This window comes from Janthinobacterium sp. PLB04 (genome assembly GCF_021165895.1).
In the GTDB taxonomy this organism is placed as follows: Bacteria; Pseudomonadota; Gammaproteobacteria; order Burkholderiales; family Burkholderiaceae_D; genus Janthinobacterium; species Janthinobacterium lividum.
Map to the genome: position 1 here is coordinate 3,187,361 of NZ_CP088968.1, position 23,292 is coordinate 3,210,652.

At 67.7% G+C, this 23,292-nt stretch carries 10 protein-coding genes; all 10 read left to right on the forward strand.

The genetic code is table 11. The features are described from left to right. Window positions 1-2 precede the first annotated feature (2 nt). The 10 genes from LSO07_RS14205 to LSO07_RS14250 all read left to right on the forward strand — a co-directional run bounded on the left by LSO07_RS14205 (window position 3) and on the right by LSO07_RS14250 (window position 23,260). Window positions 3-977: a FecR family protein gene (locus LSO07_RS14205; RefSeq protein WP_151094869.1), complete on the forward strand. Its 975-nt coding sequence runs from the start codon at window positions 3-5 to the stop codon at window positions 975-977. 143 nt (window positions 978-1,120) lie between these two features. Further along, window positions 1,121-13,744: a filamentous haemagglutinin family protein gene (locus tag LSO07_RS14210; RefSeq protein ID WP_151094871.1), complete on the forward strand. Its 12,624-nt coding sequence runs from the start codon at window positions 1,121-1,123 to the stop codon at window positions 13,742-13,744. Beyond that, window positions 13,741-14,457 (forward strand): RNA polymerase sigma factor, encoded by a 717-nt coding sequence (locus LSO07_RS14215; RefSeq protein WP_151094873.1) that lies wholly within the window; start codon window positions 13,741-13,743, stop codon window positions 14,455-14,457. The genes LSO07_RS14210 and LSO07_RS14215 overlap by 4 nt, the downstream gene beginning before the upstream one ends. Window positions 14,458-14,576: 119 nt before the next feature. Continuing rightward, window positions 14,577-15,227 carry an aldehyde dehydrogenase iron-sulfur subunit PaoA gene (gene paoA / locus LSO07_RS14220; protein WP_151094875.1) on the forward strand — a complete coding sequence of 217 codons (651 nt, stop codon included), beginning with the start codon at window positions 14,577-14,579 and terminating at the stop codon, window positions 15,225-15,227. After that, window positions 15,224-16,183 (forward strand): FAD binding domain-containing protein, encoded by a 960-nt coding sequence (locus LSO07_RS14225; protein ID WP_151094877.1) that lies wholly within the window; start codon window positions 15,224-15,226, stop codon window positions 16,181-16,183. The genes paoA and LSO07_RS14225 overlap by 4 nt, the downstream gene beginning before the upstream one ends. A gap of 4 nt (window positions 16,184-16,187) precedes the next feature. Beyond that, window positions 16,188-18,395, forward strand: a complete 2,208-nt coding sequence (paoC, locus tag LSO07_RS14230; RefSeq protein WP_151094879.1) for an aldehyde oxidoreductase molybdenum-binding subunit PaoC — start codon at window positions 16,188-16,190, stop codon at window positions 18,393-18,395. Between the two features lie 74 nt (window positions 18,396-18,469). After that, window positions 18,470-19,189, forward strand: a complete 720-nt coding sequence (locus LSO07_RS14235) for an SIMPL domain-containing protein (RefSeq protein WP_099393454.1) — start codon at window positions 18,470-18,472, stop codon at window positions 19,187-19,189. A gap of 108 nt (window positions 19,190-19,297) precedes the next feature. Then, window positions 19,298-19,816, forward strand: coding sequence for a sigma-70 family RNA polymerase sigma factor (locus tag LSO07_RS14240; RefSeq protein WP_151094881.1), 519 nt, complete (start codon window positions 19,298-19,300; stop codon window positions 19,814-19,816). Then, complete coding sequence (locus LSO07_RS14245) at window positions 19,813-20,790, forward strand: FecR family protein (RefSeq protein ID WP_151094884.1); 978 nt, start codon at window positions 19,813-19,815, stop codon at window positions 20,788-20,790. The genes LSO07_RS14240 and LSO07_RS14245 overlap by 4 nt, the downstream gene beginning before the upstream one ends. A 94-nt stretch (window positions 20,791-20,884) precedes the next feature. Next, window positions 20,885-23,260, forward strand: coding sequence for a TonB-dependent siderophore receptor (locus LSO07_RS14250; protein WP_151094886.1), 2,376 nt, complete (start codon window positions 20,885-20,887; stop codon window positions 23,258-23,260). Window positions 23,261-23,292: the final 32 nt, after the last annotated feature.

A 23,292-nucleotide genomic window follows, 5' to 3' on the forward strand; every position in this document is an offset into this window, starting at 1 on the left:
CCATGACTGCTCCTGACCGCGATCCACGCGACGTTTTTGAACCTGCCGACACGGCCATCGGCCAGCAAGCCGCTGCCTGGTGGGCGCGGCTGCGTGCCGACGATTTCACGCAGGCCGACGCCGACGCCTTGCGCGCCTGGTGCGCGCGCAGCCCTGCGCATGCGCGCGCCTGGCGCGAATTGCAACAGCTGTGGCAGTCGCTCGATCCCGCCCTGACCCGCGCCGCCGCCGCGCCACAGAGGGAGAACGTGCTGGCGTTCCCGGCGCGCCCCGGGCGGCGGGCTTTTCTGGGCGGCGCGCTGGCGGCCGGCGTGGCCGTGCTGGCCTTGCGCCCGCCGCTGGGCGCCTGGCCTTCGCTGCAGGAATGGAGCGCCGACTACCGCACGGGCACGGGCGAGCAGCGGCAAGTGGCCCTGTCGCAGCAGATGACGGTGCAGATGAATACGCAGACGCGCATCGATGTGCGGGCGCAGGACGCCATTGAACTGCTGGGCGGCGAGGCGGAAATCCTCGCCAGCGGCGCGCGCCAGCCCGTGACGGTGGTGGCGGGCGCGGGGCGTTTGCTGGCGCAGTCAGCCCGCTTCAACGTGCGCCACACGGACGATGCCGTTTGCGTCACCTGCCTGGCGGGCGCCGTGGACGTCGTCTGGCAACAGCGCCGCCAGACCCTTGATGCGGGGCAGCAACTGGTGTATGACGACCGGGGCGTGCATGCGGCCACGGCCGCACCAAAGGGCGAAGCGAACGCGTGGCGCACGGGCGCGCTGTCGTTTGTCGGCAAGCCGCTGGCCGAAGTCGTCGATGAAATCAACCGCTACCGTCCGGGCCGTGTCGTGCTGCGTAATGCCGAGCTGGGCCGCCGCCTCGTGCGCATGCGTTTTTCCATCGGGCAAATCGATGGCGCGCTGGCGATGATACGCGACCTGTACGGCGCTCAAATGACCAGTCTGCCAGGCGGCATCGTGCTGCTCAGCTGATCCCGGTTTTCCCAGCGGCGGGGGATTGAAAATATTTTTCAAAAAACATTATCCCTTCCGCCGCCCAGCTACGTCATGGAGGCATGGACGCTTGCGCTACCGCCAGGCTCCGTTCCCTTCTCTCTAGCCAGGAAACCATTGCCATGACCAAGCTTCACACTGCCCAGCGCCCAGTCCCAACCGTTGACACGGGCGCGCAGCGTACCACCACGCTGGGCAGCCGCTTGCGGCTCACGCCGCTCGCTTACGCACTGACCACCATGCTGATGGCGGGCGCCTTTACCACGCCGGCGCGCGCGCAGCAGGCATTCAGCGGCGGCTGGTTCGCGGCCAAGGGTGCGGCGCAAAATACGGCGGCCACTTCGGGCCGCCTGCCGAATGGCCAGCCGCTGCCGCTGGGCAGCCGTCCCGAAGGCCAGCGGGCGAATGAACCGTTACAGCGCTCGCTCAACAACCTGAACCTGGCTGCGCGCGCCATCGCCGCGCAGCAAGCGGCCCAGGCGCAGGCGCGCCAGGCGGCGAGCGGCGTGCCCGGCGCACCCGATGGTCTCGTGAAAGGCGGCTTGCAGGTCGACACCAACAGCCTGACGGCTGGCTGGCTCAATGCCCAGGGCCCCGTGCAGACGGTAGCGAACGGCAAGACGGCCGTGGTGGTGCAGCAGACGGCGGACAAGGCCATCCTGAACTGGGAAACATTCAATGTGGGCAAGGATACGACCCTGACGTTCCAGCAGCAGAAGGACTGGGCCGTGCTGAACCGGGTCAACGATCCGCAAGCGCGACCCAGCCAGATCCAGGGCCAGATCAAGGCCGATGGCACGGTGCTGCTCGTCAACCGCAACGGCATCGTGTTTACGGGCACGAGCCAGGTCGACACGCGCAGCCTGGTGGCGGCCGCGGCCCGCGTCAGCGATGCGCAATTCCAGAAAAACGGCATCTACAGTCCCGGCACGGCCGGCGCCACGACGTTCACCGATGCGGCCGGCAAGGTGCAGGTGCAGGCCGGTGCGCGCCTGGCCAGCAATGCGCCCAAGGGCAGCACGGAAGGCGGCGGTTACGTGATGCTGCTGGGCAAGGAAGTGCACAATGCGGGCGAGATCAGCACGCCCAAGGGCCAGGCCCTGCTGGCCGCCGGCGACAGCTTTACCATCAAGAAAGGCGTGGGCACGGATGGCAATCCGCTGTCGACCACGCGCGGCAGCGAAGTCGTGCCGCAGTTCGCGGCCGGCAGCACGGCGGGCAAGGTCGTCAACACGGGCCTGATCCAGGCGCGCGAAGGCGACGTCACCCTGGCCGGGCGCACGGTGCAGCAGGACGGCGTGCTGCTCGCCACCACCACCACGGCCACGCGCGGCACGATACACCTCAACGCACTGGGCAGCGACGCTGCCGTTACCGTGGGACGCGGCGCCACCACGGCCATCCTCGTCGAGGATGACGGCAAGACGACGGCGCTCGACAGCCAGCGCGACGCCATGCGCGGCCCCGCCGTGACGTCCACGGAAAACATCCTTGCCGTGAACGACCGCCGCGACCAGTCGCGCATCGAGATCGGCAGCGCCGGCACGGTGGAATTCATGGGCGACTCGCTGACCCTGGCCACGGGCGGCCAGATCGCCGTCAATGCCAGCAGCCGCAGCATGCTGCGCGACGGCGCCCAGCTCGACGTCTCCGGCGCCGTCGGCGTGAAGGTGGCGATGGAGGCGAACAATGTCGAGATCAACGTGCAGGGCAACGAACAGCGCGACGCGCCCGTCAACCGCGACGGCAAGGCCTTGATCAACAATAATATCTGGGTGGACCGCCGCAAGCTGGTGTTCGTACCGAAGGGCACGAACGGCTACGACAGCGACCGCTGGTACACGGCCGGCGGCTTGCTGGAAGTGGCAGGCTACCTGGGCACGCAGGGCCACTCCGTCAGCGAATGGATGGCGCAGGGCGGCACGGTGAGCTTCGGCGGCAAGGACGTCGTCACGCAGCTTGGGTCCAGCATCAACCTGTCGGGCGGCACGCTCGACGTGCAGACGGGCGCGCTGCGCCAGACCTGGCTGAAAGGCGCGGACGGCAAGCTGTATGAAGCGGGCAGCGCGCCCGCCGACCTGGCGTATGCGGGCGTGTACAAGGGTTACGAGGAAGAACATGCGCGCTGGGGCAAGGACGCCAGCGCCTTCTATGCCAATCCATTGATCGCTGCGCAAAAGCGCCTGGAAAACGGCTATACGGTGGGCCGCGACGCAGGCAAGCTGGTGGTGGCCACGGGGTCGGCCGTGCTGGAGGGGGGGATTTCCGGCGACGTCTTCCAGGGCGAGCGCCAGGTGCAGGCGCCGCAGGCGCTGCTCGACGGCTACCAGCAGTCGCAGCTGGCGGCCGCGCAGCGGGGGCAATTGATCGTCGGCCAGTATCAGCCGATGTTCGACAAGCGCACGGGCGTGCTGCAGCATGCGTTGTCGGCCGTCATGGACGAGGTGCGCCTGACGCGCGTGCAGGACGGCATCGCCGCCGGCCTCGACGTGGCCGACGTGTTGGCTGCAGAGCGTCAGGGCAAGCTGCTGCTCGACACCAATTTACTCAACAGCCAGCAATTGGGCGCGGTCCGCATTGCCGCGAAAGGCGCGATCACCGTCGACAGCGCGCTGCAGGTGGCCGATGGCGGCAATATCACCCTGTTCGGCAAGGACGTGGCCATCAATGCCAGCCTGCGCAGCCATGGCGGCAGCATCGCGGCTGGCAACGTGCTGAACCAGATCGGTGCGCTGGGCATGCTCGATACCTTCGTCAATCCGGGCGTCCCCCCGGGCAAACTGGTGCTGGCCGATGGCGTCAGCCTCGATACCAGCGGTCTGCTCAGTAACGTGCTGCGCGATCCGCTGGCCGCCGCCGGCCTGCCATACCTGAACGGCGGCAGCGTCTCGCTGCGCGCGTTTGGCGACGTGCGCATCGGCAATGGCAGCCTGGTCGATGTGAGCTCGGGCGCGGCCATCCTGGCGCAGGCGAAACTGCAGGGCGGCAAGGGCGGCAACGTGACCCTGGCCAGCTATGGCGCGAAGGCCGACCTGGCGCTGGGCGAGGGCGCGCAAGTGCGCGGCCATGGCGTGCAGGGCGGCGGCAAGCTGGAATTGCAGGCCAACAAGATCCTGATCGGCCACATTGAAAAACCCGAGGCAGGCACCGTGCAGCTGGATGGCGGCTTTTTCGACAAGGGTTTTTCCAGCTACAGCCTGGTCGGCAAGCAGGGCGTGACGGTAGCGGACGGCACGCAGGTGGACGTGCGCATGCCCGTGCTGCGCGTGGTGGAGAATGAAAAACTGGCCCTGTGGACGCCGGAACAGGTCACGGAAAACCCACTCAAGGGCACCTTGACGCAGCGCAAGGGCGCCAGCCTGGCCCTGCAGGTGGGCGATATCCAGTCCGGTGCGGCCGACATGGCCAGCGCCGAATTGCTGGTGGGCAAGAATGCCGTGGTGAGCGTCGACGCGGGCCAGTCCATCAAGCTGTCCAGCGTGGGCCAGCTGACGGTGGAAGGCCGGCTGAATGCGTGGGGCGGCAAGATCGGCCTGGGCGGCGTGGGCGTCGACAAGCCCGTGTCCGAGGCGGTGGAAGCGGCCGGCCATGGCCGCTCCATCTGGATCGGCGACAACGCCGTGCTCGACGTGGCTGCGCGCGCCGTCAGCGCCACGGATGCGCAGGGCCGGCGCTACGGCAAGGTGGTCGACGGCGGCAGCATCGTCGTCGGCGGCGAGATCGACCATGCACAGGGCAGCACTTCGGCGGCCAGCCTGTTCGTCGTCGTGCGCGACGGCGCCGTGCTCGATGCGTCCGGCGCGCACGCCGTGCTCGACGTCAATGGCGGCGCCATCGACGTGGCCAGCGCGGGCGGCAGCATCGCGCTGGCGTCGAACAATGGCCTGTACCTCGATGGCCAGTTGCGGGCCAGGGCGGGCGGCGCAGGCGCGGCGGGCGGCACCCTGTCCGTGGCCACGGGCACGCCCGAATACCTGAAAGTGCTGGCCACGCCCAAGGTGCTGCAGGGCCGCCAGCTGCGGCTGACGCAGCGCCAGGCGGCCAGCGACCTGGCTGACAATGTGACGGCCCGGGACGGGGCGCAGGCGCTGCAGTACGGTCATGGCCGTTTTTCCGTGGAGCAGGTGGAGGCGGGCGGTTTCGGCAACCTGGCCCTGCTGGGCGCCGCCAGCTTCGATGGCGACGTGTCGCTGACGATGCGGCAAAGCTTCCAGTTGTACGGCGCGCCCGTGCTGTCGCCCGGCAGTTCGCCCGACGCGAAGGTCAGCATCGCGGCGCCCTATGTGCGCCTGGCCAGCATCAAGCCGGCCGGCCGCGATTTCTATACGACGCCCGGCGGCGCAGGGGAGTCGCCGGTCGCCCGGCAGATCAGCATAGCGGGCGACCTGATCGACGTGCGCGGCATGGTCGGCGTCGTGGCCAACGACGTGCGCCTGACCAGCAGCGGCGACCTGCGCTTCCTGCTGTCGCCGCTGGGCTGGGATGGCAACCAGCCGTCGACGGTGCTGTCTTCGCCTGGCGACATGACCCTCACCGCGGCCCAGCTGTATCCGGCCACGGGCGCCGGCGCCGCCGTGCGCGTGGGCATGGACATGAAAGACGGCAATATCGTCTACAACCCCGAGCGCAGCCTGACCATCGCGCGCAGCACGGACAGCATTCCCGCCGTGCCGTACTCGGCCTTTGGCATGCTGCAGCTGGGCGCCGCCCACATCGAGCAGGGCGGCATCGTGCGCGCGCCGCTGGGCCTGCTTAACCTGGGCCTCAGCCTGCGCGCTGACGAGAATAGCCTGAGCATCAATTTCTTGCCTGGTAGTATCACCTCCGTCAGCGCCGCCGGCATGGCCATGCCGTATGGCGGCACGGCCGATGGCCAGAACTGGAACGTCGACGGCAAGAAGACGGAGTTTCTCGGCGTCGGCGGCAGCAGCGTCAACGGCACCATGCGCATCGGCGTCGATATCGCCAGCGTGGCCGTGGCCGTCAAGCCGGGCGCGCTGCTGGACTTGTCGGGCGGCGGCGAACTGACGGGCGCCGGTTTCGTCGCGGGCCGCGGCGGCTCCACCGATGCGCGCTACCATCCGCTGCTGCAGGTGGGGGCGAACGGTGGCTTTGTCCTGCCTGGCCTGGCGACGAATCCCGTGTACGCCATCGTGCCGGGCGTGCAGGCGCCGCAGGCGCCCGTGGGCGGCGACCAGGGCGCTTCCGACCCGGCCGTGGGCCGGCAGGTGACGCTAGGCAGCGGCGTGCCGGGCTTGCCCGCCGGCACCTATACGTTGATGCCATCGACCTATGCCTTGCTGCCGGGCGCCTTCCGCGTGGAGCTGAACGGCCTGGCGGGGCAGGCGAGTGGCGGCGCACCGGCGCAGCCGCTGCGCAACGGTTCCTGGGCCGCGCCCGGCACACTGTCGATCGCGGGTACGGATATCCGCGCGCCGCTGGCCAGCCAGCTGATACTCACGCCGGCCAAGGTCTTGCGCACGTATTCGCAGTACAACGAAATGGGCTATACGGCGTTTGCCCTGGCCGACGCGCAAACGCGGGGCATTCCCCGCCCGCTGCTGCCGGCCGATGCGAAGACGTTCAAGCTGCAGCTGGCGCCCGGCGCCGGCACCGACTCCTTCCAGTTCGAGGGCACGGGCAAGTTCGGCGCGGCCACGGGCGGCTTCGGCGGCACCGTGTCGGTGATCGCGGGCGGCCCGGAGGATATTGAAATCATCGCCGACGGCGCGTCCGCCACGCCGGGTTTTGGCGGCGTCACGCTGCATGCCGGCAGCCTGAACGCGATCGGCGCGGCGCGCATCGTCATCGGTTCCACTCCCATCATCAATTACGGACAGGGCGGCAACTACATCAGTTTTGGCACGGCGCAGGCACACAATATCTACCTGCGCCGCGGCGCCATCCTGGCGGCGCCGGAAGTGATGCTGCTGGCGCGCGATCCCTGGAATACGGAATGGACCGCCGGCCTGATCGATGTTGCACCCGGCGCGGGCATCAACACGTTGGGACGCGGCAAGGCCGCCTATGACTCCAGCGACGGTTTTATCTACCAGAGCAACGAGGGCATCCACATGCTGGCCGCCTCGAACGGCTTGATGAATGTGGCCCCGGTCGGCGGTTCGGCGCGCGGCGGCATCAGCATCGGCGTGTGCGGCGACGCCTGCGCCGGCACGGCCAGCCTGTACTCGGAAGGCACCTTGTTGATGTCGACGAATGGCAGTTTCGAGCTGGACAACTCGGCCCACTACGGCACGCGCAACCTGAGCCTGGCGGTGGGCGCCATCAACATGGGCAGCAGCGAGGCGCTGGCGGCGGCCCAGGTCAGCGGCACGCGTTCCAGCGGCCTGGCCATGAACCAGGGCGTGCTGGACCGCCTGCTGCGCGGCGACACCAGCACGGGCGCGCCGGCCCTGCAGGCACTGATGCTGAGCGCGGCCGACAGCGTCAATTTCTATGGCGACGTGGTGCTCGATACCTACGACAAGACGACGGGCAAGTCCACCCTGGAGCGCCTGGTGCTGACCACGCCGGCCATGTACGGCCAGGGCGGCGACGGCGCGGTGGCTACCATCCGCACGGCCAACCTGATCTGGGGCGGCGCCCTGTCGCCGGCCGGCAATGTGATCACGCATGGCGCCGGCACGGGCAGCGGCACCCTGAACCTGGAAGCGGAGCGCATCGATTTCGGTTTCGGCCCGTTCACGCAGCCGGCCGGCGTCGCCTCGTTCGACCGCCTGGCGCTGGGCTTTGCCAATGTCAACCTGAAGGCCAGCGGGCAAGTCACGGCCAACCACAAGGGCAGCCTGTCCGTCTACCAGGCGCAGGACGGCTACGAGGCGGGCAAGGGCTACCAGTACAGCGGCGGCAAGCTGAATATCATCACGCCGCTGCTGACGGGCGACGCCGGTTCCACGCACAGCTACACGGCGGGCGGCGCGCTGACGGTGGCCGCGCCGGCCGGCGTGACGCCGGCCGCACCCGTCAAGAACAACGATGGGCTTGGCGCCCAGCTGAGCTTGAAGGGCGACAGCGTCAGCGTGGCTACGGCCGTGGTGCTGCCGAGCGGCAAGCTCACCGTCAACGCACAGCATGACATCACCGTGGCGGACGGCGCCCGCCTCGACCTGGCGGGCCGCAAGAGCACTTTCTTCGACGTGGATAAATACAGCTGGGGCGGCGACGTGACCCTGGACAGCCGCGCCGGCGACATCCGCGCAGCAAGCGGCGCCGTGATCGACCTGTCGGCCGAGAACAACCGCGCCGGCAGCCTGAAGGCCGTGGCGCTCGACGGCGCGGCCGGCATGGTGGATTTGCAGGGCAAGATATTGGGCGGCGCCAGCGGCAGCTACGACGCGGGCGGCACCATGGTGCCGTACAAGCAGGGCAGCGTGGACGTGCGCGCGCAAACCCTGGGCGCGGGCGGCAATCTGGACAGCCAGTTCGCGTCGCTGAACCAGCGCCTGACGGCAGGCGGCGTGACGGGCGGGCGCAGCTTCCAGCTGAAACGGGGCGACTTGACGATAGGCAATGATCTGAAGGCGGGCGAGGTGCAGGTGTCAGTCGACAACGGCAGCCTGACCGTCGCTGGCGTGATCGACGCCAGCGGCGAGCGCGTGGGCAGTATCCGCCTGGCCGGCAAGCATGGATTGACGTTGGCCGGCAACGCCGTGCTCGACGCGCATGGCACCGTTCTGCGCGTCGACAGCTATGGCAAGATCATCGACAGCCCGAATCGGGCCATGGTGGAACTGAATGCGGGCGAGGGCGCATTGAACCTGGCCGGCGGCGCGCAGATCGACGTGCGCCACGGCACGGCCGCCGTGGCCGGCAAGGGCAAGGGCGAACACGACGGCGCCGCGCGCGGCACGGTGGAATTGAGCGCGCCGCGCCTGGGCAGCGGCGGCGCGCGCACGGATGCGGATGCGGCCACCTTTGGCGACATCGCCGTCGCCGCCGGCGGCGGCTTGACCATCCGCGGCGCGAAATCCATCGCCGTCAATGCCATGCAGCGCTACGACGACGCGGCCTACGCCATGGCGCCCGACGCCAATGGCGTGCCGGTGTCCGACCTGTCGGTCGGCGGCCGTCCCTACCAGGTGATCAACCAGGCGTATCTCGACAGCAAGCACGGGGACAGCACAGCCTTCATCGATGCGGCGCTGGCGAATACGGCCTTGCGCAACGGCAAGCTGGCGGGCCTGGCCACTGCCGCGTATGCCGATGCGCTGCACTTGCGTCCCGGCGTCGATATCGTCAGCAAGTCGGCGGACGGCGACCTGGTGGTGCAGGGCGACCTGGATTTGTCGGGCATGCGCTATGCCAGCCTGAACCCGCGCTTCCAGCGGACGAGCGTGCGCGGTTCGGGCGAGGTGGGCAGCCTGCTGCTGCGCGCCGGCGGCGACCTGAGCATCTACGGCAGCATCAACGACGGCTTCGCGCCGCCGCCCGCCACCAAGGACGAGAACGGCTGGCGCTTGCTGCCGGGGCGCGACATCAATGGCAGCGACGTCATCGTGCCGGGCAAGGGCGTGACCGTGGCCGATGGCACGCTGTTTCCGGGCGGAATCGCGCTCAATTATGACCTGCCCATCAAGGGTTTCAATGTGATGGCCAATACGCGCCTGCCCGTGGCCGTGACCCTGGACCAGGCCATGATCGTGCCGGCCGGCACGGTGCTGGCGGCCGCCGTGCGCGACAGCGCCGGCAATATCGTCCACGCGGCCGGCACCTTGCTGGCCACGGAGCAGACCTTTACGGCCGGCATGCGTCTGGACGCCGGCAGCGTGCTCAAGCAAACGGTGAAAGTGAGCGCCATGACCTGGCCCAAGGGCGTGCCGCTGCCTGGCGTGGCCGGCGAACGCTCGGTCTTTGTACTCGATGGCAACCTGGCGCTGGCCGTGGGCTCCCTGATCCCGTCCGGCACCGACGTCAAGCTGTTGCCCGATGTGACGGCAATCGAGCTGCGTCCGGAAGTGGCGGGCAGCCAGGGCAAGCTATGGGCCATCGCGCCCATGCTGGCCGAAGGCTCGCAGGCGTGGGGCATGCGCCTGGTGGCGGGCGCCGACCTGGACGGGGCCGACACGCGCGGCGTGCAGGCGCATCCCGCGCACGGCACCCTGCGCCTGGCCGACAGCCACTACGGCATGTATGGCGTGCTGGTGCCGCCGAAGGGCGTGCAGTACTGGAGCAAGGAAGCGGGAGAGCAGGGCATCGAAGGCATCGTGGCGGGCGAACCGATCTCCGAGGAATTTCTGAATCAGAACGGCACCACGATTGCGAAGTTCTGCGCCGAAACCGCCAGCTGGTGCGATCTGAGGGTGTCCTACGTGTGGACCAAAGAAGGCGCGGAAGAGTTTGCCGACCCCAAAACCAAGGAGGGCGACCTGCTCGATCCGGTGGCGCTGGGCTGGCCCACCATTTGCGAGGAAAATCCCACCTGGTGCGGCACGCCGAACCCCACGTTCGACTACAAGGCGAGCAGCCTGCGCCACAGCGTGCTGCGCACGGGTACGGGCGACCTGGACCTCGTCAGCGGCGGCGACCTGCGCATGGACAGCCTGTATGGCGTGTACACGGCGGGCATGTCGTCTTCGCCGACGGCGGCCGGCGATCCGTACAACCTGCCGCGCTCGCGCAATGCGAACGGTACGGTGCTGGGCAACCCCGACGGCGCGCATGAACGCCTGGTCGATGGCGGCGCCGACAGCATCTACCGGGCATGGTATCCGGACCAGGGCGGCAATCTGCTGCTGAAGGTGGCGGGTAACTTGAGCGGCTCGTTGATCAACGCGGCGAGCGCCAGCAACGAACGTCCCGTCAGCAAGGATGGCCTGGCCGATTCGGTGCCGGTGGGCAACTGGCTGTGGCGCCAGGGCAGCGGCGGCGTGGCCACGGGCGGCCCGGCCCAGCCGACGGCCTGGTGGATCAACTTCGGCAGCTATATGCGCCGCGATACCCTGGCCGACACCGTGCTGGGCTTTACGGGCTTCGGTACCCTGGGCGGCGGCAATGTGCGCGCCGAGGTGGCGGGGGATGCGGGCGTGCAGACACTGCTGACAGGCAGTTCTTATAACGCCAGCATCAATCCCCGTTCGCAGGGCTTGCTGCTGGCCGTGGGCAGCACGGGCCGCGTGCAGGCCGACGGCAGCCTGCTGCTGACGGGCGGCGGCGACCTCGACCTGCGCGTGGGCGGTGCGCTCAACCCCGCCAGCACGCCCGGTGGCGGCTATCTGAATGGCGCGCTGGTCGACTTGCGGGGCCACGCGGAAACGTCGGCCGCACAGCTGGGTAGCCTGGCGCTGCAGTACGGTTCGCAGCCTACCCAGCACGTACCGCTGGAAACGCGGGCCTATGATGCCTTCACGGCCACGCGCGCCACGCCGCGCGGCGGCATGATCCTGGTACCCGGCGACGCCACCTTCAGCGTGGCGACCCTGGGCGACCAGGCGCTGCAGGATGTGGCCGACCCCGGCCGCGTGTCCCTGCCCAATGCCACGCCATTCACCGGCCCGTCCGGAGAGCAGGGCTATGGCTACAGCTGGTTCAGCCTGTGGACGCCGCGCACGGCGCTCGACCTGTTCTCTGCCGGTGGCAATATGACTCCCCTGAGCGGGCCGCTTGGCACGGCCACCGACCTGGCCATCGTCTACCCGTCCATCGTGCGGGCCGCGGCGCCGCATGGCAGCTTGTATTACGGCAAAGCAATTGTCGACTCGAATGCCGCCACCAGTTATGCTGATCCGCTGGTGCTGGCGCCATCGCCAAATGCGCAGCTGCAGTGGCTCGCCGGCGACTCCATCTATGCGGGCGGCTATGCCGTCAGCCAGTCCGGTGCCGCCGCCGACAGCATCGTTACGCCGTTCAAGCCTGGCTTTACGGGCTGGGATATCAAGAGTAACGTGACCGATCCCCTGGCTGCCAATGTCTCAAGCACGGGGGCGCCAGTAACGAAATGGAACTTCCCGCTGTTTGCCTTCGGACCGAATTCCTCGGCCGGCCCTGCGAACAGCGGTACGCAGGCCGCCCGCATCTATGCCGCCACGGGCGACCTGGTGGGCGTGAACAGCGGCCGCATCATCGAGTTCACCGATGCCGCGCATGCGGGCAACACCTGGTACGAGGGGGGGCAAGCCGTGTGGATGAAGGCGGGACGCGATATCGTCAGCAGCGGCACGGCGCAGCTGGAAGCTGTGGATGGCACCGCCACCGGGGAAAGGCGCTTCAGGATTCTCAGCAACCTTTTCGTGCACAACAATACATATGACGTATCGGTGGTCTCGGCCGGGCGCGACATCCTGGGCAGTTCCTTCAACGTGGCCGGTCCCGGCACGCTGGACATCAGCGCCGGGCGCAACATATTGATGCAGGACAAGGGCAGCGTCGTCAGCCTCGGTCCCGTCGTGACGGGCGACAAGCGCCCGGGCGCCGGCATCGCCATGCAGGCGGGCGTGGGCGCGGCCGGCCTCGATTACCTGCGCTTCGTCAAGCCGTATCTGGACCCGGCGAACGTGGCGCAGAAGGGTGTGCCGCTGGCCGACCAGGCGGGCAAGGTGGTGAAATCGTACGACAGTGAACTGGCAACCTGGCTCGGTGAGCGCTATGCCTTCAAGGGCACGGCGGCCGAGGCGCTGGCCTTTTATCTCGCCTTGCCCGAGCCGCAGCAGCGCGTGTTCGCCCGCACCGTGTATTTCGCGGAACTGAAGGCGGGCGGGCGCGAGTACAACGATGCGGACAGCTCGCGCTATGGCAGCTTCTTGCGCAGCCGCAACGCCATCGCGGCCCTGGCGCCGGCCACGGACGCCAGCGGCAAGGCGATTTCGTATGCGGGCGATATCGTCATGTACCGCGGCACGTATGCCGCCTACAATCCGCTTTCGCTGAACTATGACCGCATCGTTCCCCGCAGCGGCTACGTGCACACGAACTTCGGCGGCGATATCGAGCTGCTGACGCCGGGCGGCAGGCAGGTGTTCGGCATCGAAGGCGAGGCGCCGCCGGCCACCTCGGGCGTCATCACCAAGGGCGGCGGGAATATCGACCTGTTCTCGCACGGCAGCATCCTGCTGGGGCAGAGCCGCATCATGACGACGTTTGGCGGCGACATTCTGGGCTGGTCGTCGCAGGGCGACATCAACGCGGGGCGCGGTTCGAAGTCGACCATCGTCTACACGCCGCCCAAGCGCGTGTATGACAACTGGGGCAACGTGACCCTGTCGTCCGACGTGCCGAGCACGGGCGCCGGCATCGCCACCCTGGCGCCTATCGCGGAAGTGCCGGCCGGCGACGTGGACTTGCTGGCCCCGCTGGGCACCATCGATGCGGGCGAGGCGGGCATCCGCGTCTCGGGCAACGTCAACCTGGCCGCGCTGAAGGTGATGAACGCGGCGAACATCCAGGTCAAGGGCGAAGCGAAGGGCATGCCGACGGTGGCGTCCGTCAACGTGGCGGCCATGAGCAACGCCAGCGCGGCGGCGACACAGGCCACGGCGGCGGCGCAGGAAGTGGTACAGCGCGAGCGCGCCGCCACCCGTTCGGCGCAGCCCTCCGTGTTCACGGTGCGCGTGCTGGGCTTTGGCAGCGAAGCGCCGCCCGACAGCGCGCAAGCCACTCCGGCCGACGGCGCGCGCATCGAGGCGGCCGATTACAACCCGCGCAGCGCCGTGCGCGTGCTGGGCCTGGGGCCGCTGCCGGAATCGGCCACGCGCCAGCTGACGGCGCAAGAGCGCAGCAGGTTGTCGCCATGATGGCCGGCATGACCCACGTGGCTGCTGTCTTGCCCTTGCGCGCGGCGGGGCATACCGGCATGGCCTGGTGCCGGCCTGCCATCCGGCCCCGCCTGCAGGCGGTCAACGACGTGGCGCCCCTGCCAGTTCCGCCGCCAGGGCAGGGCGCCCGCCTGCAGGCGGTGCTGGAAGGCAATTACGCGGGACTGCACCGGCGCCTGGCGCGCCACCTGGGCTGCGCCGAGCTGGCCAGCGACAGCCTGCACGACGCCTGGCTGCGGCTGGGCAGCTTGGCGGCAGGGGATGGCGCCGCGCTGGCGCACAGCCCCGTCGCCTATGTGTTCCGCGTGGCGTGCAATGCGGCCATGGACAGCCTGCGCCGCAACCGCGCCTGGCTGTATGCGGACGAGGGCGGTGACGATGGCGCCGCCGGCCTCGTCGATTTCCTCGCCGATACGGCGGCCGGGCCGGAACGCCTGGCCGAGCTGCAGGCGGACGTGCGGCGCCTGGCGCAGGCCGTCGACCTGCTGCCGCGGCGCCACCGGCAAGTGCTCGAAGCGCTGCGCGTGGACGAGCTGACCCGTCAGGAAGTGGCCGAGCGGCACGACATGTCCTTGCGGAATGTCGATACGGCCCTGCGCCAGGCGCTTGACCATTGCGCCCGCCACACGGGTTACGCGGCGCAGGGGGGCGTCGGCACGACCCGGCGCAGCCTGCGCCTGCGCCAGGGATAGGCGCTCACCCATGTCTTACGTTCGTTCGCGTACAGACGCGTAGCAATCCGGCCGTCAGACTGGTACTTCGGGCCTGCATGCGCCCACCCAGCCAGTCCACAGCCAGGAGGAAGCGCGAGATGACAGAGTGTAATCACATCAATGCCGGCAGGCGCGGTTTGCTGATCGCCGGCGCGCTGTCTGCCACGGCAGCGGCCGTGCCCGGCGTGGCGGAAGCGGTGAATACGGCTACCCAGGCCGGTATTTCTCCGCCACCCGTCCTGATGCAAGTCAGCCTGGACGTCAATGGCCAACGCCACAGCCTGGAACTCGACACGCGCACCACCTTGCTCGACGCCTTGCGCGAACAGCTGCACCTGACGGGCACCAAAAAGGGTTGCGACCACGGCCAGTGCGGCGCCTGCACCGTCATGCTCGATGGCCAGCGCATCAATGCCTGCTTGACTCTTGCTGTGATGCATGACGGGGCCAAGGTCACCACCATCGAGGGACTGGGCACGCCCGACAAGCTGCACCCGATGCAGGCCGCCTTCGTCGCGCATGACGGTTATCAATGCGGCTACTGTACCCCGGGGCAGATCTGCTCGGCCGTTGCCGCGCTGTCAGAGATCCTCCAGGGCATCCCCAGCCACGTCAGCACCGACTTGAATGCGGCCCCGCAGGCGACGCCGGAAGAATTGCGCGAGCGTATGAGCGGCAATATCTGCCGCTGCGGCGCCTACTCCAACATCATCGAGGCCATCACCGAGGTGGCGGGGAGGCCGGCATGAGAGTGTTCAGCTACCAGAAGGCCGCCACGCCGGCCGAAGCGGCGGCCGCCGCCTTGCACACGCCGGGCGCCCGCTTCATCGCGGGCGGCACGAATCTGCTCGATCTGATGAAACTGGAGATCGAAACGCCCACGCATTTGATCGACGTCAATGGCCTCGCGCTGGATAAAGTGGAAGCAACAAAGGACGGCGGCTTGCGCATCGGCGCCCTCGTGCACAATACGGCCCTGGCAGCCCACGCCACCGTGCGCCGCGATTATGCCGTGCTGTCGCGCGCCTTGCTGGCCGGCGCCTCGGCGCAATTGCGCAACAAGGCGACGACGGCCGGCAACCTGCTGCAGCGCACGCGCTGCCCATACTTTTATGATACGAATCAGGCCTGCAACAAGCGCGTGCCGGGCAGCGGCTGCTCGGCCATCGCCGGCTTCAGCCGGCCGCTGGCGATTCTGGGCGGCAGCGAGGCTTGCATCGCCACGCATCCCAGCGACATGGCCGTGGCCATGCGCGTGCTTGACGCTGCCATCGACACGGTGCGGGCCGACGGCGCCGTGCGCACCATCCCCATCGCCGACTTTTACCGCTTGCCGGGCAACACGCCACAGCTGGAAACCGTGCTGCAGCCGGGCGAGCTGATCACCAGCGTGACCTTGCCCCGGCCCGCCGGCGGCAAGCATGTCTACCGCAAGGTGCGCGACCGCGCCTCGTACGCGTTCGCGCTGGTGTCCGTGGCGGCCATCATCTTGCCCAATGGCACGGGCAGGCTGGCCTTGGGCGGCGTCGCGCCGCAGCCGTGGAGAATTTCTGGCGCCGAGCAGGCGATACCGAATGGCGCCGCCGCCGTGGCCGGGCAGTTGCTGGCCGGCGCCAAACCGACTGACGACAACGCCTTCAAGGTGACCCTGGCGCAGCGCACGATTGCCGCGGTGCTGGCTGAAGCGCAAGCGAAGAAAGGCTAGGGCCATGAAATTCACGATACCTGCCACCACCAATCCCATCGACCAGCTGAAAGTCGTGGGCCGTCCCACGGACCGCATCGACGGCCCCCTGAAAACCACGGGCACGGCGCCGTATGCGTATGAACAGAACAAGGCCGCGCCGCATGCGGCCTACGGCCATGTCGTCGGCGCGGCGATAGCCAGGGGCAGCATCGCCTCCATCGATACCAGCGCCGCGCGGCGCGCGCCTGGCGTACTGGCCGTGGTGACGGCGGAATCGGCGGGAAAACTAGGCAAAGGCAAGATGAACACGGCGAAGCTGCTCGGTGGTCCGGAGATTGAACATTACCACCAGGCCGTCGCACTGGTGGTTGCGGAAACCTTCGAACAGGCCCGCTCGGCTGCGCAGTTGCTCGACGTCAAATATATCGAGCAGAAGGGCGCCTTCGATTTGGCGAAAGCAAAGGGCACGGCAGCCAAGCCGAAGGACGGCAAGCCCGACAGCAAGACGGGCAACTTCGCCGGCGCCTTTGCCAATGCGCCAGTGCGCCTGGATGCCACCTATACGACGCCTGACCAGTCGCACGCCATGATGGAGCCGCACGCCTCGATTGCCGCCTGGGAGGGCGACAAGGTGACGCTGTGGACGGCGAACCAGATGGTGGACTGGGGCCGCGGCGACCTGGCCCGTACCTTGGGCATACCGAAAGACAAGGTGCGCATCGTCTCGCCCTACATCGGCGGTGGCTTCGGCGGCAAGCTGTTCGTGCGCGCGGAAGCCTTGCTGGCGGCCCTGGGCGCGCGCGCGGCGCAGCGTCCCGTCAAGGTGGCCCTGACGCGGCCCCTGATGTTCAACAATACGACGCACCGGCCAGCCACCATCCAGCGCCTGCGCATCGGCGCCACGCGCGACGGCAAGATCACGGCCATTGGCCATGAATCGTGGTCCGGCGACTTGAAAGGTGGCCAGCCGGAAACGGCCGTGATGCAGACGCGGCTGCTGTATGCGGGGCCGAACCGCATGACGGCCATGCGCCTGGCCGTGCTCGACTTGCCGGAAGGCAATGCCATGCGTGCGCCGGGCGAGGCGCCGGGGCTGATGGCGCTGGAAATTGCCATGGATGAGATGGCCGACAAGCTGAAAATGGATCCCATCGTTTTCCGCATCCTGAACGACACGAAAGTGGACCCGGAAAAGCCGAGCAGGCCGTTTTCCCAGCGCCGCCTGATCGACTGCCTGCGCACGGGCGCCGTGGAATTCGGCTGGAAGGAGAGATCAACCCGGCCGGGTGCGCGGCGCGACGGCCGCTGGCTCGTCGGCATGGGCGTGGCGGCCGCCTTCCGCAACAACCTCGTCATGAAGTCCGCCGCCCGCGTGCGCCTCGATGGCAATGGCGTGATCACGGTGGAAACGGACATGACGGACATCGGCACGGGCAGCTATACCATCATCGCGCAGACGGCGGCGGAAATGCTGGGCGTGACGTTGAACAAGGTGGTCGTGCGCCTGGGCGATTCGGATTTTCCCGTCTCGGCCGGTTCGGGCGGGCAATGGGGCGGCAACAGTTCCACGGCCGGCGTCTACGCGGCCTGCGTGCGCCTGCGCCAGGCCATCGCCGGCAAGCTGGGCTTCGATGAAAAAGAAGCGCGCTTTTCCGATGGGCAAGTGAGCCAGGGCGAGCGCAGCGTGCCGCTCGCGGCCGCCGCCTACCATGGCGACGTCGTCGCGGAAGACCATATGGAATACGGCGACCTCGATAAAAAATTCCAGCAATCGACGTTCGGCGCCCATTTCGTCGAAGTGGGCGTGGACAGCGACACGGGCGAAGTGCGCGTGCGCCGCATGCTGGCCGTGTGCGCGGCCGGCCGCATCCTGAACCCGAAAGCGGCCCGCAGCCAGGTGATCGGCGCCATGAGCATGGGAGTGGGCGCGGCCCTGATGGAAGAACTGGTGGTCGACCAGCGCCGCGGCTTCTTCGTCAACCACGACCTGGCCGGCTACGAAGTGCCCGTGCACGCCGACATCCCGCACCAGGATGTCATCTTCCTCGATGAAACCGACCCCATGTCCTCGCCCATGAAAGCCAAGGGCGTGGGCGAGCTGGGCATCTGCGGCGTGGCGGCGGCCATCGCCAATGCCGTCTACAACGCCACCGGCGTGCGCGTGCGCGACTATCCGGTGACCCTCGACAAGCTGCTGGCGAAGTTGCCGGAATCGGCCCGTATTGCCTGAACGGGGCGGGCTATTGGTTTCTTGTATCTGCACTGCTATATTGTCGAAACATTATTCGATCGTATGGGAGAGGCATGAAGCGCACACTGTTGCTGGTGGTGGGTCTGTTTAACTTGAATATGGCCGCCCAGGCCTCGTCCTTGCCCGATTACCCCTTCATTTTCCAGACAGGGACGGCCCAGGTGGAAGTGCCGCCGGACATGGCCGTCATGGAGATCACCGTTGCCAGCCGGGGCGCCGATGCGGCAAAGACGCTGGGCGTGGTCAATGCTGGTGCCGCGGAGGTCTTCCAGTTGCTGGGCAAGGTGAAAATTGCGCAAGCGGATATCCAGGCCTCCGAAATCATGCGCACGCTCGATTATTCAGGCAGGGAAAAACGCGATTCGCCGCCCATGTATGTCATCAACCGCAACCTGCGCGTCTGGGTCCGGGACTTGGCGGCATGGACGCCACTGGTGTCGGAGCTGGCCGCCATGAAGAATATCACCCGGATGGACACGGAATTCAAGACCAGCGCGCACGACGCGCTGGTCGCCGAACTGGACCTGAAGGCTGCCAGGGATGCGGAGACGAAGGCGGCGCGCATTGCCAAATCGTTCAACCGGAAGATCGCGTCCGTCATGGCCATATCGGAAGTGTCGTTTCAATCGATCGAGCGCGCGCTGATGCGTTCCGGCAATGAGGGTTTCGCGCCGCCGCCCTTTATTCCTCCCACGGAGCCTTCGTCGGCCGTCCGCGCGCCGGGCAGCATCGCATTGGAGAAAAGCGTGAATGTCCTGTTCAAGCTGGAATAGGCGCAGCTGGCGGCATGGCATGTCAACAAGCATAGCAAAATTGCGCGACATCTTCCGGTCTCTGCAATATAATGAGAATCATTATCATTAAAGTCGCCGGATCCGCTCTTGTCTGCCTTGCCTTTCCCTTCGAATGACACGACCCTGGCCGCCAACCTGTTCACGGGCCACCAGGGCTGGCTGCTGCAGCGCCTGCTGTTGCGTTTGCGTAACCGGGCCGAGGCGGAAGATGTCACTTCTGAAACATTTCTGCGCGTATTGCATGCGGGGCGCCTGGCCGCCATCCGCGAGCCGCGCGCGTATCTCACGACGGTGGCGAAAAGCATCTTGCTGCAGCAGTGGCGGCGGCGCGATATCGAGCAGGCGTACATCGACACCCTGGCGCAGCTGCCGGACGCCGTCCAGCCGTCGCCGGAAGAGCGTGCCGTGCTGCTCGAAGCGCTGGAGCGGCTGTCGCGCGCCCTCGATACCCTGCCCAGCAAGGCGCGCAGCGCTTTCCTGATGAGCCAGCTCGACGGCCTCACGTATGCGCAGATCGCTGTTGAACTGGGCGTGTCGGCCAGCATGGTGCGCCAGTACATGGCGCAAGGCTTGCGCTGCTGCCTGGCCGCGGCGGATTCGGCATGAGCATGTCTCCTGCGGTACGGGATGCGGCCATCGGCTGGCTGGTCGAGCTCAGCTCGGGCGAAGCGGACGAGGGCCAGCGCCAGGCCTTCATCCGCTGGCTGGCTGCCGATGCGCGCCATGCGGCTGCGTGGCATACCCTGGGACGCGCCGTCGAGCATAGCGTCGGCCCGCTGCAGGCGGCGGGCGGGGCGGGGGCCGTCGGGCAGACCCTGGCGCGCGCCGCGCAGCACGACAAAAAGCGGCGCCAGCTGCTGCAGGGCGCCCTGTGCCTGGCGGGCGCGGTATTCGGCGGCGCCTGGCTGCTGCGCGGCAGCCCGTTTTTGCCGGACTGGAGCGCGGACCTGCATACGGCCACGGCCAGGCGGGGCCGCTTTGCGCTGGCCGACGGCAGCGTGCTGACCTTGGATGCCCGGTCCTCTGCCGACACGGACGTTACCCATGAACACCGGCAAGTCACCTTGCGCCAGGGACAGCTGCTGGCCCGCGTGGCACAGCCGGCAAGCGCCCATCCCTTCCTACTGCGCAGCACGCACGGCACGGTGACGGCGCTGGGCAGCGAACTGATGTTGCGGCGCGAAGCGCTGGGCACCGTCGCGCTGGCCGTGCAGGGCGACCTCGAAGTGCGCCCGGCCGGCAAAGGCCTGGCGCGCGTGCTGCGCCAAGGGCAGGCGGCGCGGTTTGACGAGGACCGCCTCACCATGTTGCCCGGCATGGCGGCAGGGCAGGCGACGGCGTGGGAGCAGGGCATGCTGCTGGCCGTCGACCAGCCGCTGGGCGAAGTGGTGGCCGCCTTGCGTCCCTACCGCCACGGCTATATCGACATCACGCCGGCGGCCGCGGCGCTGCGCGTGTCGGGCAATTACTCGCTCGACGACAGCGGTGCCACCTTGCTGGCGCTGGCCGAAACCCTGCCCGTGACCTTGCGCCAGGGCCCCGGCGGCTGGTGGACGGGCCTGGATCTGAAGGCAAGCTGAAATATTTTTGCGCCAGCACTGTCACTTTTGGCGCGTCGCGGCTCATACCTGGTGTAGCCCCACTTTTCCTTCACCACCAAGATAGAGTCCCAGCATGCCACCATTGTTGATGCGCCAGATTCCCCTGGCTGTAATGTTACTTTCCTGCGCCGTGCCTGCCGTCCTGGCGCAGACGCCATCGGTCCAGATCGCGCCAGCCACCGTGCGCTATGACGTGCCGGCCCAGTCCCTGAACGCCAGCCTGATCGCCATTGCCAGCCGTGGCGGCGTGCGCATCTCCATCGATGCGGACCTGGCGCGCGGCGTCAGCGGAGCGGCCGTGCAGGGCGATTTCACGGCAGAGCAAGCCTTGCGCCGCGCCTTGCAGGGCACGCAGCTGGCCTTGCTCAAGACCGGTAGCGGCGTCTATACGGTACAAGCAGCCGCACCACAAGCTTCCGCCGTCCAGCCGGAAGCGACCATGCCGGAAGTAATCATCACCACCAATTACCTGGGCCAGGTGACCGAAGACACGGGCTCGTACACGACGGGCGCCGTCAGCACGGCGAACCGCCTGGTGCTGTCGCCGCGCGAGACGCCGCACGCGGTCAGCGTCGTCACGCGCCAGCAGATGGACGATTTCGGCCTGGTGCAGCTCAGCGAGGTGCTCAGCCACACGCCCGGCGTGTACGTGCAGCACATCGACAGCGAGCGCACGATCTATTATGCGCGCGGTTTTTCGCTCGACAATTTCAGCTACGACGGCTTGCCGTGGACGCGCGACGCCTCGCTGAACCTGGGCGAGTCCCTGGCCAACATGGACCTGTACGACCGGGTCGAGGTGCTGAAAGGCGCGAATGCGCTGATGAGCGGTGCCGGCACGCCGGGCGCCACCGTCAACCTGATCCGCAAGAAGCCCACGCGCGAACTGCGCGCGCTGGCCGACCTGTCGGCCGGATCGTGGAGCAATTACCGCGGCATGGTCGATGTGGGCGGCCCCCTGAACGACAGCGGCAGCGTGCGTGCGCGCGCCGTGGCCTCGTACCAGGACAAGCATTCCTTTGTCGACCGCTACCAGCGCCGCTCCGAACTGGCGTATGGCACGCTGGAAGCGGATCTGTCGCCGCGCACTTTGCTGACCGTGGGCGCCGACTACCAGCACACGGTGCCGCGCAATAGCGACTGGGGTGGCGCGCCCCTGTTCGACGCGGACGGCAAGCGCTTCACCATGCCCCGTTCGTTCAACGGCGCGCCCACCTGGAGCACGCAGCAGACGGAAGCCAAATCCGTCTTCGCTTCGCTCGAGCACACGTTTGACAATGGCTGGCTGGCCAATCTGCGCCTGATCCACCAGGCCAATGCGCTGTATGCGCCCGTCGCCTACCTTGACGGCTTCCCGAAGGCGGACGGCAGCGGCACGTCCGTCACGGCGCGCCAGTACAACAGCGACGCCACCAGCAATGGCCTGGACATGTACGCCAAGGGCCCGTTCACCTTGCTGGGCCGCACGCATGAGCTGGTGGTGGGCGCGAACGCCTACCGCAAGCAGTCGGACGACGTCTTCAGCCCGTATTCCTTCATCAAGGTCGACAATATTTATACCTACCGGGGCATCGTGGCTGAGCCAAAATGGGAGCTGGACACGGCCCGCGAAGTCATCCGCCAGAAGGCCGTGTATGCGACGGGCCGCTTTTCGCTGCCGCAGGGCGTGCACGTGATCGTGGGCGGGCGCCTGTCGTCCTACGTCAATCCCACGGCCGACATCGACGAGTCGTCGATCTTCACGCCGTATGCGGGCCTGACCTGGGATTTTGCGCCGGATCTGACGGCGTTTGCCAGCTACAGCGATATCTTCAGTCCGCAAAACAGCCGCGACGTCGACAACAGGACCCTGGACCCGATGCTGGGCAAGAATATCGAGGCGGGCGTGAAGGGCGTGTTCCTGAATGGCCGCCTGAACGCCAGCGCGGCCGCCTTCGAGGTGCGCCAGGATAACTACGCGGAATACGTTGACGCGGTCAACAAGGTGACGGGCATGGATGCCTACCGCGCCATCGACGGCGTGCGTTCGCGCGGCGTGGAACTGGAAGTGTCGGGCCAGCTCATGCCGGGCTGGCAGTTGCAGGCCGGCTACACGCACAAGATCGCGCGCGACGCCAGCGGCAAGGTCAACACGCTGGCGCCGGAAGACCAGCTCAGCCTGTACAGCACCTGGCAGCCGATGCCGCGCCTGACGGTGGGCGGCGGCGCCCGCTGGCAATCGCGTACCTGGCAGAAAACCCGGGCCGTGCGCGGCGGCACCACCACCGTGCACCAGGGCTCGTATGCCGTCTTCGACGCCATGGCGCGCTACCAGATCTCCGACCGCCTAGCCGTGTCGCTCAACCTCAATAATCTGGGCGACCGCACTTACTATGGCATCAGCACGGGCCGCCGGGTCAGCTATGGCGATCCGCGCAATGCGATGCTGAGCTTGAGTTACCGCTATTGATGCGTAGTCAGCGCATGCCGGGCGCATGCCGC

Excerpts from the sequence above, each read along its gene's own strand:
- LSO07_RS14205 (WP_151094869.1), top strand. The coding sequence starts at position 3 with ATGACTGCTCCTGACCGCGATCCACGCGACGTTTTTGAACCTGCCGAC.
- LSO07_RS14210 (WP_151094871.1), top strand. The coding sequence starts at position 1,121 with ATGACCAAGCTTCACACTGCCCAGCGCCCAGTCCCAACCGTTGACACG.
- LSO07_RS14215 (WP_151094873.1), top strand. The coding sequence starts at position 13,741 with ATGATGGCCGGCATGACCCACGTGGCTGCTGTCTTGCCCTTGCGCGCG.
- paoA (WP_151094875.1), top strand. The coding sequence starts at position 14,577 with ATGACAGAGTGTAATCACATCAATGCCGGCAGGCGCGGTTTGCTGATC.
- LSO07_RS14225 (WP_151094877.1), top strand. The coding sequence starts at position 15,224 with ATGAGAGTGTTCAGCTACCAGAAGGCCGCCACGCCGGCCGAAGCGGCG.
- paoC (WP_151094879.1), top strand. The coding sequence starts at position 16,188 with ATGAAATTCACGATACCTGCCACCACCAATCCCATCGACCAGCTGAAA.
- LSO07_RS14235 (WP_099393454.1), top strand. The coding sequence starts at position 18,470 with ATGAAGCGCACACTGTTGCTGGTGGTGGGTCTGTTTAACTTGAATATG.
- LSO07_RS14245 (WP_151094884.1), top strand. The coding sequence starts at position 19,813 with ATGAGCATGTCTCCTGCGGTACGGGATGCGGCCATCGGCTGGCTGGTC.
- LSO07_RS14250 (WP_151094886.1), top strand. The coding sequence starts at position 20,885 with ATGCCACCATTGTTGATGCGCCAGATTCCCCTGGCTGTAATGTTACTT.